Source organism: Endozoicomonas sp. ALD068 (assembly GCF_049310145.1).
Taxonomy (GTDB): domain Bacteria; phylum Pseudomonadota; class Gammaproteobacteria; order Pseudomonadales; family Endozoicomonadaceae; genus Endozoicomonas_A.
Map to the genome: position 1 here is coordinate 3,712,221 of NZ_JBLYNU010000004.1, position 13,744 is coordinate 3,725,964.

At 47.4% G+C, this 13,744-nt stretch carries 11 protein-coding genes; 6 read left to right on the plus strand and 5 right to left on the minus strand.

What is annotated here, in order from left to right; translation table 11 throughout:
- Positions 1-26: 26 nt before the first annotated feature.
- From ACO6V5_RS13120 to ACO6V5_RS13140, 5 genes are all read right to left on the minus strand, one after another.
- Positions 27-1,010: an IS66 family transposase gene (locus ACO6V5_RS13120; RefSeq protein ID WP_422411507.1), complete on the minus strand. Its 984-nt coding sequence runs from the start codon at positions 1,008-1,010 to the stop codon at positions 27-29.
- A gap of 15 nt (positions 1,011-1,025) precedes the next feature.
- Positions 1,026-1,670 (minus strand): hypothetical protein, encoded by a 645-nt coding sequence (locus ACO6V5_RS13125; protein WP_422411505.1) that lies wholly within the window; start codon positions 1,668-1,670, stop codon positions 1,026-1,028.
- 389 nt (positions 1,671-2,059) lie between these two features.
- Positions 2,060-4,540, minus strand: coding sequence for a GTPase domain-containing protein (locus ACO6V5_RS13130; RefSeq protein ID WP_422411503.1), 2,481 nt, complete (start codon positions 4,538-4,540; stop codon positions 2,060-2,062).
- 814 nt (positions 4,541-5,354) lie between these two features.
- The gene (locus tag ACO6V5_RS13135) at positions 5,355-5,723 is read right to left on the minus strand and encodes a helix-turn-helix domain-containing protein (RefSeq protein ID WP_422411501.1); all 369 of its coding nucleotides are present in this window, start codon (positions 5,721-5,723) and stop codon (positions 5,355-5,357) included.
- A 17-nt stretch (positions 5,724-5,740) separates the two neighbouring features.
- A complete protein-coding gene (locus tag ACO6V5_RS13140; protein WP_422411499.1) occupies positions 5,741-6,043 on the minus strand; it encodes a type II toxin-antitoxin system HigB family toxin in 303 nt (100 codons plus the stop codon).
- Positions 6,044-6,581: 538 nt separating this feature from the next.
- Between ACO6V5_RS13140 and ACO6V5_RS13145 the strand changes: the two genes are divergently transcribed.
- The 6 genes from ACO6V5_RS13145 (at position 6,582) to astD (ending at position 13,724) form a co-directional block, all read left to right on the plus strand.
- Positions 6,582-7,796, plus strand: a complete 1,215-nt coding sequence (locus ACO6V5_RS13145) for an aspartate aminotransferase family protein (protein ID WP_422411497.1) — start codon at positions 6,582-6,584, stop codon at positions 7,794-7,796.
- A 109-nt stretch (positions 7,797-7,905) separates the two neighbouring features.
- Positions 7,906-9,168 carry a hydrolase gene (locus ACO6V5_RS13150; RefSeq protein WP_422411495.1) on the plus strand — a complete coding sequence of 421 codons (1,263 nt, stop codon included), beginning with the start codon at positions 7,906-7,908 and terminating at the stop codon, positions 9,166-9,168.
- Positions 9,165-10,196 (plus strand): arginine N-succinyltransferase, encoded by a 1,032-nt coding sequence (locus ACO6V5_RS13155; protein ID WP_422411493.1) that lies wholly within the window; start codon positions 9,165-9,167, stop codon positions 10,194-10,196. The genes ACO6V5_RS13150 and ACO6V5_RS13155 overlap by 4 nt, the downstream gene beginning before the upstream one ends.
- Before the next feature lie 36 nt (positions 10,197-10,232).
- A complete protein-coding gene (locus ACO6V5_RS13160; RefSeq protein WP_422132615.1) occupies positions 10,233-11,057 on the plus strand; it encodes a DUF1338 domain-containing protein in 825 nt (274 codons plus the stop codon).
- A gap of 114 nt (positions 11,058-11,171) precedes the next feature.
- On the plus strand, positions 11,172-12,209 hold the full coding sequence (gene astA / locus ACO6V5_RS13165; protein WP_422132614.1) for an arginine N-succinyltransferase: 1,038 nt from the start codon (positions 11,172-11,174) through the stop codon (positions 12,207-12,209).
- 48 nt (positions 12,210-12,257) lie between these two features.
- Entirely contained in the window at positions 12,258-13,724 is a 1,467-nt protein-coding gene (gene astD, locus ACO6V5_RS13170; protein WP_422132613.1) for a succinylglutamate-semialdehyde dehydrogenase, read from the plus strand.
- The last annotated feature ends 20 nt before the right edge of the window (positions 13,725-13,744 follow it).

Consider the following 13,744-nt stretch of genomic DNA (forward strand, 5'->3'; position numbering starts at 1 on the left):
AGAGGAGAGAGTATTTCTGTAACTGCTCAAAAATCGTAGGTAAATTCAGCTGTGAGGTGAGTTAATTTCTCACGTACCAGCTCTGACAACTTCGGAATAAGACCGGACCCTGAAATTCTGTCTTTCAGGTATTTTGAGAATGACAGGCCATGCAGCCGACACGTTTTCTTTAGGCTCGCGAATGTGTCCCGACAGCGCTGGCCAAGTAAACTGCGAGTACCGCCACTAATCTTTCGTCGTTTCACATATTCCCTGATCTGACGTTCACTCAGGTTGTTATGCAGTGGTAACCATGGATATTTCAGAACCAGTAGCAATTCCTCACGGGCCCGATAAATTTTACCCAGTTCCGCACGAAGTTCCGGGTAATCTACGTGCGTCGTCACCCAGTGGTTAAAGTCCTGTTCAAGCTGGAGTTTTCGAGCCTCCGTTGGTGCCTCGCAATAAGCCTCTATATCGTCGTATAGATTCCAGTATTGCTTTTCTACCCAGTCACGGGCGGCTCGCTCCCTGTTATTGGCAGGGATTAGTTTTGCCAGAGGCCGACTGGCATGGAACCAGCACAGAGAGTGTTCAAATACCGTGTCGAACTGACGGGCTCCATCGCTATGGATGATCATGCTCTCTGGAAAACCATTGCTCAGCAGCCCTGCCTTGAGAACAGCTTCTGTTGCCCAGCGGCGCTGCTGTTTAGCAGACAGTTTGTGGTCATCCAGAAAGGCTGACCACGCGGCATCATTCAGAAAATGGGTTTCACCATAGGCTGACAGGGCTTTGATCCATTTGGCAGCCATTCCGACCTGTTCCATATACTTGATGGCTTCCAGGTTTAATACATGGCTTCTGCGCTGACCCTGCAAGAGTTCCAGGAAATTGATACGGCTTTTACTCGAAGTCGATGTAAATACGGTAAAGGCCTCGTTGCCGATCACTGTACAATAGCCATTACTGCCATCGTGTCGTGCACCTGTGTCGTCTACAAGAAGTGCGCTGGAGTGGGCGATCCCCATTTCCAGAATATCTTCTCACTCCTGGTGAAAAGCATCGTGATTCTGAGTCAACAGGGTATTAAGAGTGCCCTCTGAAATTGAGCAACCATGGCTGTGCAACCAATCAAGTAGCAGCGGTTGGGTCACACTGCAGGAATGATAAAGATCCAGAACCATAGCGACGAGGTTATCACCGAACCGTCCTTTAACATGCTCGGGCAGTGGTGCGATGACAGGTCCTTCAGGAGTGAGCCAGAATTCGCGTCGGTAACAGGTCGTCGTAAACTGAAGATCAACATCTATATGGGTAAAATCTTTGTAACCCTTGAACTCCCAGTCTTTTTGCACACCTTCTGCCTTACGGATTTCTTTGCGGATAGAGGTTGGTGCTGGCTTGCTTGTGCGTCCGGGCTTCTCTGACCGTTGTCGTTTCCCTTTCGGGGGAGGTGTGTTGCCTGAATCAGGTGCAGGTTTTTCGCTGTTATCTTTGTTGCTGGATTCTGAATTCTTTTTCCCGGGCCGAATTTTAGGTTGTCCCTTGAGTTTTTTCAGGTGCCGGAGTTCCTCACGCAGGGAGGTGTTGTCGGTGGTCAGCTTGTTGATCTTGTCGAGTAGATTGCCGACAAGTTTTTTAAGCTCGCTGACTTCTGTTTCGAGCGATGAGGTTTTCGACGGATTCATGGTTCAGGAGTATACCTGAATCCAGCTCACTGAGTTTTGATCTGGGTGTCTTGATATGGGACTTTCCACCAAATTTTGAGCAGTTACGTATTTCTTAACAACTGTCTGAAATTAGACGATAGTTAGATTAACGTCAAAGGCGAATTTTGGCCACAGCAGGTTTGATTTTCTCCAGTGAGGTACCAAATGCGTAAAGCAAAGGAATAAAATAAAAATAACAGAGGTGTAACAATCATGTTGATGCAGAACCATTTCAACAGACTCCTATCTCCCGGCTTGAGAAGTATACAGAATCTTTTACCTGTCTCTAATATCAGGAAAGCTCTTTTTCATTCAGCTACTACACAGTGCAATCACATTTACTTGCTCAGTAAATTTAATGGCACTAGCTACTTCTTTGTTTCCTCATTTATGAAAAATAAATTATCATAAGCTCTTTGGTAATATTGAATTTGTTTCTCAGTCAGCTCTCTAACTAAACTTGTTGCACTTGACATTATTTTCTGAAGTTCTTCAACCCATGGGTCAAATTTAGCAAACTTCTCTTCGTATTCTTTTTTAATTTTCTTTACCTCAAGGCTGTCGTCGGTATAACGCTTCCCACCTAGATCATAAGTGACTGCCTTTGGATCTACGTTTGAAATTTTTTCATTCATTTCTTTATCTAAAATGGATTTAATTTCGGCTCTACATTGATTATAAGAATGTAAATTAATATTGAAATTTGGTTTAAACAAAACGTTAGCTCCCTTGGCTACTAGTCCTCCAAAGAATCCACCAATGATTGCACCTGCAGCACTTCCCCATGGTCCAAAACAGGTACCGATTATAATGCCTGCACCTGTAGTCAATGTAGTCACTTTTTTTTCTGAGTAACCGTCTCTAGCAATCCTATTACATGTTTCAAGGAAGAACTTTTGGTCATCATCAGGCGCTATACTCCCAACACGCTCTAAAATTTTGTCAAGCTCATTTTTAAATCTATCTAGCTCACTATTAGAATCTACATCTGGCATCACGGCGGGACGTATATGCTCCTTAATAACACTGCTTATAATATCATTGATAATTTTTATGGTAGGAAGTTGACCACCATATCCCTTAACCATCTCTCTAATTTGTTCTTCCAAAATTTTGATGAATGTTTCATCAGGCCGTATTCTTGTTTTTATGTAATTTTTAAAAGCCGTTATTTCATCTTCTTTCAGAACAGACAGAATTTCTTTTTCCAACTCTTTGGTTGCTGTTATTTCTTCTACGTTTTTACTGTTGGATTGGGAGCATGTGAAAATAAGATTTCGAGTATACTGAATACCAACTTTTTTTAAATTACGCTTAAACCGATTTTTTATTTTTTCTTTGTCTTGTATCCTATCAGTGCATGTATCGACCTTATTACAAACAAAAATAATTCTATTACCATTTTGTCCTAATACTTTGATAGCATGACCATCATGGTCAGTCAGATCCTTGTCAAATAAAAAGATAATGACATCGCTTTTCTTGATACCTTCATCTTGAAGGTAGCGCTGTTTTATGTAGTCACTGCCATAGCTAAAACCGCCATAACCTTTTATAGACCTGATTTCCACGTCTTGAAAGTGGTAGACAGGGTCAGACTTTTCATTGTAAACAGCAGTTCTTTTAAAGGGTTCCCAGCCAATTAGCCGGTTGCCCAGAGATGACTTGCCAACATCTTGCATTCCGGCAAAGACAATCCTTAGCTTAGGAGGGTAGAACCGGCTCTTTGCTTCCATTTGAGCTAATAGCCATCCCTCACTATTTTCATCATCTTGTGCATTACCATCTATATCAGGGCGTTCAGCTCCCTCTTGACTAGAACCAGCCCTATTTCCACCCCCACTACCTGTTGCTCCGGCTTTTTTGCTACCCGAAGACGAGCTATACATAGACCGATAAATGAGTTTATTGATATCTTCACCTTCATAGATCGTCTCTGTACCAGGTTCATGAGCTATAGTCATGTCCTTAAAGTTATCTGAATTAGCCAATGTTTGCTCCAGCTGCTCCCACTCAAACTCCAGGTTAAACTCCAGGTTAAACTCATGATCCGGCCACTCTGCCAGCGTATCGATTTGCTTTTCAATTTGCTGTTGGGAGTCTTCATCCTGTTCAGACAGTCCGGCGGTCATATCCATAAGAAAGTGAATAAATGCTTCTCTGCCGTTAAGTTTGGGAGCAAGCCATTGCAGTAGTTGTTGCGAACTTCCCATATATGCCTTTAACTGGCGGAACTCTGCTTGGCACAGTTGCATAACAGAAGGCGATGAACCATTAAAACGGATGTGTAAGGTCACTCCTGAAATATGATCGGGCTCACCCATGACCCAGTGAAACCAATGATTTCCCGGTAAATAACTGCGCCAATCAGAAGGAATACGCAAAACCGGGAGTAATGTCAGGGTGAAAACCCCTTTGTTTTGAATTGGAAAGAAAGGGGGACGTTTAAAGCTATCGTCGTTATCCTGTCCAAGGTAACCTCCACCGTATAGTACAGACTCTCGTTTTTCTTCTGGAAAAGGTAGTCCTGCAAGCCCTGACAGACTCACAACCTGGCCTGACTTTTTTTTCTTATTTCGAACAGTTGAATCATTAAGCCTCTGAATAACTTCCACGGTTTCCGGGGTTGAAGCGATTTCAATAACCTTATCGGACTCCGGACCTACTGCTGAGAGGCGGGTCGTTAACCGGTAGTTTGTCTTTTCAGGCCCCCCTACAGTAAATGAAGTAGCGGTAAAATCTGTCGAAGTAGGTGTTGCCTTTGCCAGAGAAGCCCAAGCAAGAAAAGTCAGCAGGCAAGTCTTCCACATATTGACCAGCAGCCGTTGGTTAAGAAAGTGATTTTTCATTGAAGAAAACCGATAATAACGGATGTAAGTTAGGGTGGAGGAAAGGAAGAGAGTGTTTCTCAACGACTGACTGAAAATAGACGTTAGTTAGGTTAACGTCAAAGGTGAACTTTTTTTGCCCATCAGCCTGGTAGACAGGGGATTTGAGCTTTCTGCAATGAATGTGTGCACTGCCGGAAATTATCGTGCTTTTCGGAATGATTGTGAATTCATTTGCAATGTAACCGAGCAGTAGCCATTTTCAATTTGCAATGAATCCTGGCTGAAAAGGTGAGTTTTGCGATCACTGTAGTTGGTTTTTGCAAGCGCTTCCAACCATGCACCATTGGCTGACCGGGATTCTTGGTAAACCTGATCAATCTGAAATCATCCGGCGTTCTTGCGATTTCCAGTAGGATATTCTTGGTGCTTATTTTTTCATGTACCCAAGGTGGAAAGATTCTGGTAGTAATGCTTAAAACGTGAAAGGCACTTTGATGAAAATAAATCATGATGATCATTATTTCACTGAGTGATAGCTTGAATATAACCGTAGACTTTTCGAGATTGCAGATAAGCTAATTATGCCATTCTGGTTCAAAAATCAGGCAGAAATCACCAACATCACAGAATAAGTCAGTCATAGACATGGATGCCACTGGTTGGCAAAGTGTGATCTGGCAACCGTAAGATAGCTAAATAACGGAGTTTGTATGTATTAAGTTTTTATAGCTGAACAGAGCGGGTATCAATGCCTTCAAGAATTGAACCCGCGTCCGCCGATTCTCAGCCTTCGGCTTTACATGCTTGGATTTGCCTTTGGAATCCATCAGTCTTAAGCATGCGCTTGAGGTGGTTTGATCAAGGATTCAGCAGGAATACCCAAACCTTGATGCAGATTCCAGATCATTTTTAGTGTAAGCGAACGTTTATGGTTGAGAATCTCATAGACTCGATTGCTTTTACCAATCATTGGCTCGAGGTCTTTTACTGTTAAACCTTTGCGCTCCATTTCGAACTTGATGGCTTCAACAGGATCGGGTAGATCCATAGGGAAATGCTTGGCCTCATAAGCTTCGATAAGCGTGACCATGATATCCAGCTTTTCACCTTCGGGAGTGTCAGAACCTGCCATCATCAAGCTTTCAATTTCGTTTAATGCCGCTCGGTAGTCGGCATCAGTTTTAATCGGTTTGATGTCCATAATTTTTCCACCGCTAATTAAATAGTTTGTACATCAATTTTGTCGTATTGCGCATGGGTGCCGATGAACCGGATGTACATCACACGGTAGGCGTAGTTGATCCAAACGACCAGTCGGTACTTGTTGCCTGCAATATTGAAAACCACTCGACCATCTTTGAGAATACTGGCATTTCTGAAGTCCTGCTTTACATCAGCTGGTGCGCTCCAATCGGCGGCTAATGCATATCGATACCAGGCGAGCGTTGGCTCTTTAGCATCCATGCACTCTGGGTGTTCTTCCCAGAAAGCTTTCAGTTTCGATAAGGCAATGATTCTCATAAACTTAACAATAGTCCCATAATGGGACTATTTCAACTGAAATATATTGGAGAATCAATATGAATGAATATCAAGCACTTATGACGCAAAGAGAGCGATCTGACACTCCTCGCCCGACGCTTCACTCTGGGCGAGGGTTCTTAGATCGCTCCAAGAACATTCCTGTTTCAACACGCCCTCCCTGGATGGTTGCTTAAGCAGCCATCCCCGTTCCAGTCGCTCCGCAGGCTAACCCGCCAATCCGGCAGTTTTTATATTCAATGCTGCATTAAGAAAAACTTTATGACACCCGACCTCTTCAAGTGCTTCAATCTGGGGAGTTAGAAAGCTCGATTGGTACGATATGATCCTCAGAGAAAACTTCAGGTCGCCTGGTGTAAACTGTTCGATCCGACTTTGATCTATAGTGGACAGGCAAGCGGCCAATATAATAAATAAGTTCATGATAAATCAGCCATGATCGGAAGCAGCGCATTTCAGTCTGTACCCTGTTGAAAGACGCTCACTATATAAAAACCATGTACACCGAGGACAAGAAATGAGCGAATACTCCGTTAACAGAGCGACCTTCGATGAAGTCATGGTGCCTAACTATGCACCACAGGCGATGATTCCCGTTCGCGGAAAAGGTTCACGAGTCTGGGATCAGGAAGGCCGAGAATACATCGATTTCGCAGGGGGTATTGCCGTTAATGCTCTTGGCCATTGCCACCCTCGGCTGGTCAAGACTCTCAAGGAACAGAGTGAAAAGCTCTGGCATATGAGTAATGTTTACACCAATGAGCCTGCTCTGGCTCTGGCCCAGCGCCTGACCGAGATATCCTTTGCCGATAAAGTATTCTTCTGTAACTCGGGCACCGAAGCCAACGAAGCAGCCTTCAAACTGGCCAGAAAGTATTCTTTTGATCATGTTGGCCCTGAAAAGCATGAAATCATATCCTTCAAAAGCTCCTTCCACGGTCGCAGCCTGTTTGCTGTAACAGTGGGAGGCCAGCCAAGTTACTGTGAAGGTTATGCGCCGGTCCCCGCCGGTGTGACTCATCTACCCTACAACGATCTGGAGGCCCTGAAAGCAGCCATTTCAGACAAGACCTGTGCGGTCGTTCTGGAACCGATCCAGGGTGAAGGTGGGGTAATCCCGGCGGACCCAGAGTTCCTGAAGGGCATAAGAGCACTATGTGATGAACACAAAGCTCTGATGGTTTTGGATGAAGTGCAAACCGGTGTAGGCCGTTCCGGTGAGTTTTATGCTTACATGACCACCGGTGTCATTCCAGACATTCTGACCACAGCCAAATCACTGGGCGGTGGCTTCCCCGTAGCTGCCATGCTGACCACCGACGAGGTGGCCAAAAGCTTCGGCTTTGGCAGCCACGGCAGCACCTATGGCGGTAACCCGCTGGCATGCGCTGTCGCTCTTGAAACCATCAACCTGATCCACAACGATCAGGTTCTGGCCAATGTCAGCAGCAAACACGAACTCTTTCGAAGCGAGCTGGAACGCATTAACAAAGCCTATGGCATCTTCAGCGAAGTTCGTGGCAAAGGTTTGCTGATGGGTGCAGAGCTGACCGAAAACTGGCACGGCAAAGCCAAAGACTTTCTGGCTGCTGCTGCTGAAGAAGGTCTGATGATGCTGGTTGCTGGCCCGAATGTGCTGAGAATGGCCCCCTCACTGATCATCCCGGATGAAGATATCCGTGAAGGTATGGCAGCACTGGAACGGGCAATTGCCAAGGTAGTCAATTCATAATTAACCACTGCACCGGTCTCTTGCTTCTGGCCGGTGCCCCTCTTTAATCAGAAGAGAATGCCGCATTAGTGTGCATTTCAACAAAAAACATCTCTGAAAATGGTGTTTCATGTCCGACCTTCTTGCCCCGCTACAATCCCTGCTAACCCGTCTGGATAGCCTTCAGGCAGAGATGCTTCTACACACCATTGAACTGGCTGAAATCAACTCTGGCAGTCTCAATGCCACGGGCGTTAATCAGGTGATGGAACGCCTCAGACAAATGACTGCACCTCTGGGTGGAAAACAGGAAGTCATTGACCTGGAACCTTATGAAGTAATTAATGACCAGGGGGAAGTGATTCAACACACATTGGGCAAGGCCCTGAGAATCCGTAAGCGCCCCGAGGCGCCCCTGCAGGTTTTCCTGTGCGGCCATATGGACACTGTGTTCCCAAAAGACAGCTCTTTCCAGAAGGTTATTCAACTTGATGAAGATACTATCAATGGTCCGGGTGTCACCGATTTGAAAGGCGGCATCATTGTGATGCTGAATGCACTCAAAATTCTGGAAGCAAGCCCATGGGCAGATCAAATTGGCTGGGAAATTCTCTTTAACCCGGATGAAGAAATAGGTTCACCGGGTTCTGCTGCGTTAATAAAAGACGCCGCCAGCCGTGTAGATCTGGGCATGATTTACGAACCCTGCTTCCCGGATGGCAGCTTCGCGGGTCAACGCAAGGGCAGCGGAAACTTCACTGCTGTCTGCTACGGCAAAGCAGCCCACGCTGGCAGGGAACATCATCTGGGAAGAAATGCTATTCGTGCCCTGTGTGACTTTATCTCTGCTATGGATGACCTGAACGGAAAGCGGGAAGGCGTCACATTTAATCCCGGCTATATTCACGGTGGTGGCGCAACCAATATTGTTCCGGACCAATGCATAAGTCGTTTCAATATACGTCTGGAGAGACCGGAAGATGAGCAGTGGTGCCTTAAGGAACTGCAAATGATTGTCAATGAGATCAGCAGTCGCAACGGTATCCGTCTGGAACTTCACGGTGGCTTTAGCAGAAAGCCCAAGGTACTCACTCCGGCCAATCAGCAACTGTTTGAGCTGGCCAGACAGTGTGGTCACGCCCTGGGGCTGACCCTTGATGTAAAGCCAACCGGCGGCTGCTGCGACGGCAACAACCTGGCCTCAGCCGGCATTCCCAATATTGATACCCTGGGTGTTCAGGGTGGGCATATCCACAGTGAACAGGAGTACCTGAAAATCAGCAGCCTGATACCCAGAGCCAAATTGAGTGCAGCCCTGCTACTGACCCTGGCCCGTAATGAAGCCCTGGGTACCGGAAACGCCTGGCTGAAAAACAAAGAGTCCCGACCATGAAAGTCGTCAGACCTGTTGATTATCAAGACCTCAGTGCTCTGGAAACACTGGCCAACAGCGCCAGAGGCTCAATGACCACCCTGCCTGCGAACCGTGATCATCTGGCAGAATTGATCTGCAAAACCCGTGACTCCCTCAGTCAGAACGTTGAAGGTGCCGGAGAAGAAAGCTACCACTTTGTTCTGGAAGATCAGGAAACGGGTGAGATTCTTGGCATATCTGGCATTATCGCCACGATAGGTCTTTCGGCGCCTTTCTATAATTTCCGTGTCGACGAAGAAGTTCACGCCTCCGAGACACTGCAAACCATTAACCGGATGACGGTTTTAAAGCTCTGTCAGGACTACACGGGTTACACCAGCCTTTGCACTCTTTTTATCTCTCAACAACACGACAGCTGGTCTAACCTTCAGTTGCTGAGCCGTGCCAGGCTGCTGTTCATAGCTGAACACAGAGACCGTTTTGCTGACCGTGTTCTGGCAGAAATTCAGGGCGTTGTTGATGAAAACAACCGCTCAGCGTTCTGGAACAGTCTGGGCGCTCACTTTTTCCCAATGGCGATGTCCAAAGCCAATTATCTGACCGGCCTTGAGGAAAAGAACTTTATTGCTGACCTGATGCCCCGTTATCCGATTTACACACGCCTGCTGCCGAAGCAGGCAAGAGCAGTCATTGGTGAACCCAGACCCGACCGGGAGCCGGTGTTTAACATTCTTGAACGGGAAGGCTTCAGCTATCAGGGGTATGTGGATATTTTTGATGCTGGCCCCACTCTGGAAGCAGGAACCGACCGGCTAACCACTCTCCGTGACAGCCAGATCCATCAACCGGATCTATCCACAACATCGGCTGAACGAGAAACAGTTTATACACAAAACGACGACTATCTTGTAGCCAATACATCGGCCCGATCTTTTCGATGCATCAGCACGGCTTTCAACCCTCAAGCCCCCACCCTGAAACAGAAAGAAACAGACCTGCTGCAACTGAATGACGGAGACCCCGTCAGAGTGGCAGTTAGCTATTAAAAGACCTTGGACTTATAAAGTTAGAGGATACAGGCAATGACAGAAGCCAAAACAAACACGATCAAAACCCTTCTGGAAGCCATGTGGCAGAATTATCTGGAACTGACCCCTGACGCCCGGACAATCCATAACCTCTTTGCTGCTCAAAATGATGGCTTAGTGATCAATGATCACATTGCATTGCGAACGTACAATCTGGACAGGGTTAGCCTCGAAAAAGTAGCACGCCCTTTTCTCGATGCAGGTTATGTTGCCGGCGGCGACTATGAGTTTCCCGGCAGAAAACTGGTAGCCAAACACTTCCAGCATCCCGACGACACCCTGCCAAAAGTATTTATCAGTGAGCTGCTGGTTGAGGCGCTGTCCATTGAAGCTCAGCAAGTTATCCACAGCCTGGTCAACCAGGTCACTGAAACGTCTGTTCTTCAGGATGATTTCTGTTTTTCAGGACGACCCTGGACGGTCAGTCAGCAAGACTATGACCTGCTATTACAGGAAAGTGAATACGCTGCCTGGGTGGCAGCCCTCGGGTACCGTCCCAACCACTTCACTGTCTCCATTAATCACCTGCAATCCCATGATGACATCCAGGTTCTGAACCAGATGCTGCAGGACAATGGTTTCATACTGAATGAAAGCGGCGGTCTGGTGAAAGGCTCTCCCGAAGTGCTTCTGGAGCAGTCATCCACTATGGCCGGTAAAGTCAACGTCAGCTTCTCCGATGGTGACCGGGAAATCCCCGGCTGCTTTTATGAGTTTGCCAAGCGCTACCCTCTGCCCGACGGCAAACTCTATCAGGGGTTTGTAGCCGCTTCTGCTGACAAAATTTTTGCAAGCACTGATACCCGGTCAACCCAATAATCTGGAGTTGTTCAGTTATTGAAGAAGGCAAAAGCGGCAGTGCAGATTTTTTCTCAGGCTGCTCTATTCAGCTCAATATAATCAAAAACAACAACTATTCAGTGACGTTTTCTTATGATGATAATCAGACCCATCACCGAACAGGATCACGACGCACTCTGGCAGATTGCCCAGATAACCGGCGTGGGTTTCTCGTCCCTGCAACCTGACCCTGAGATGGTTCAGAAAAAGCTCGAATGGGCAGTCAACTCCTTCAGGGCTGAAAAACCTCTGGAAGAAGCTTACTACCTGTTCGTCATGGAAGACATGGAAACAGCAGAGGTCGTTGGTGTCTGCGGCATTGAGTCCGCTGTGGGCCTTAAAGATCCCTGGTACAACTATAAGGTCAACACTCAGGTACATGCCTCCAGAGAACTGGATGTCTATACCCGTATCAAGACCCTGACACTTTGTAGTGACTACACAGGTCACTCAGAACTTTGCACTCTGTTCCTGACACCGCAATACCGCAAATCCAGTAATGGACACCTGTTGTCCAAATGCCGCTTTCTTTTCATGGCCGCTCATGAGCCTCGCTTTGACGAAAGCGTCATTGCTGAGCTTCGTGGTTTTTCCGATGAAGAGGGTGAATCTCCTTTTTGGGAAGCCCTGGGCAGACAATTCTTTGCCGTGGACTTTGTCGAGGCGGATCAACAGGTCGCCCGTGGTAAATCCTTTATCGCCGAGCTGATGCCACGCAACCCCATTTATAGCAACCTGTTACCGGCAAAAGCCCAAAGTGTCATTGGCCAGACTCATGAGGATACCGTACCGGCCAGAAAACTACTGGAGGGCGAAGGGTTCCGATACACCGGTTATATCGACATTTTTGATGGTGGCCCGGTGCTGGAAACTCAGGTTAAAGACATCCGGGCAATCAGGGATTCCCGTCGCTACCGGATCAAAGTCCATAACCACCTGGATACCGATGAAACGGTCTGGCTGATGGCCAATAGTCACTTCCGTGACTTTCGCTGCATCGCCGGACAATTGTCTTTTGAAGGACTGGAGTTCGTCAACATCAGCCAGAAACAAGCTCAGGCACTGAATGTAGGGGACGGCGATGAACTCAGAGTCGTGCCACTTTTCAACCCACAACGAAGTCATCGCTAAGAAGCAGTTATTGATAAACAGCCCATGGCTCACTAACGGAGTTACATTATGAAAGGTTCTCTATTTATAAAAGGACAATGGCTTCAGGGTGAGGGGCAGACATTTCATTCCCTGAATCCAGCCAGTGGTGAAATCATCTGGAGTGGTTCTGCTGCTCAACCCTCCCAGGTTGATCAGGCCATTTCAGCAGCCCGAAAAGTCCAGCCGGAATGGGCTGCACGCACTCTGGAAGACCGCATTAAACGGGTGCGCAAGTTTGCCGCACAGGTTGAAGAAAATGCTGACTTGCTGGCCAGAACCATTGCCATGGAGACGGGTAAACCCCTCTGGGAATCCAGAACTGAAGCAGCGGCCATGAAAGGCAAGATTGAAATTTCTATCAAAGCCTGTAATGAGCGCACCGGAACGACAGAAAACACCATGCCCGGAGCCCGCGCTTTTATACGACACAAGCCTCATGGTGTCGTCGCGGTTTTTGGCCCCTACAATTTTCCGGGACACTTGCCCAATGGGCACATTGTTCCGGCCCTGCTGGCGGGCAATACGGTTGTCTTCAAACCCAGCGAACTGACCCCGGCTACTGCGGAAGAAACCATCAAACTCTGGCAGCAGGCCGGGCTGCCGGAAGGCGTGTTGAACATGGTTCAGGGCGAAAAAGAAACGGGTATGGCTCTGGCCAGGCACAAAGGCATTGACGGTCTGTTCTTCACCGGCAGCTCCAATACCGGAAGACTGATCCACCAGCAGTTTGGTGGCCAGCCAGGCAAAATTCTGGCTCTTGAGATGGGTGGCAATAATCCATTAATTATTACTGAAGTTAAAGACCACAAAGCAGCGATACACGACGCTATTCAGTCAGCGTTTATTACTGCCGGTCAGCGCTGTACTTGCTCCAGGCGCTTGTTCGTTCCTGCCTCAGAATGGGGTAATAGTTTTATTGATCAGCTGGTCGAAGCCGCTGGCAACATCAAAGTGGGTCAATGGAATGATGAAGACCAGCCCTTCATGGGAGCCGTTATTTCAGAAGCGGCGGCGGACGCTATTCTTCAAGCTCAGACACACCTGCAGCAGCTGGGTGGTCAATCACTGCTGACGAGCCAAAAATTGAAGAAAGGCACCGGTTTACTGTCACCCGGCATTATTGATGTTACCGCCATTAAAGAGCTGCCTGATGAAGAATACTTTGGCCCTCTGTTGCAGGTAATTCGTTACGACCAGCTCGACGAAGCCATTGAACAGGCCAATAACACCCGCTATGGACTCTCCGCAGGCATTTTCAGTGACAGTCGTCAAGACTATGAACAGTTCCTGCACCGCTCCCGGGCCGGAATCGTCAACTGGAACAAGCCCATCACCGGAGCCAGCAGTGCTGCGCCATTTGGTGGTATTGGCGACAGTGGTAACCACCGCCCCAGTGCCTACTTTGCCGCTGATTACTGTGCTTACCCGGTAGCCAGTGTGGAAGCTGAGAGTCTGTCACTCCCGGAAAAACTGGCCCCGGGTTTAAAGCTTTAATAACGCTGGCTCCGAGATCG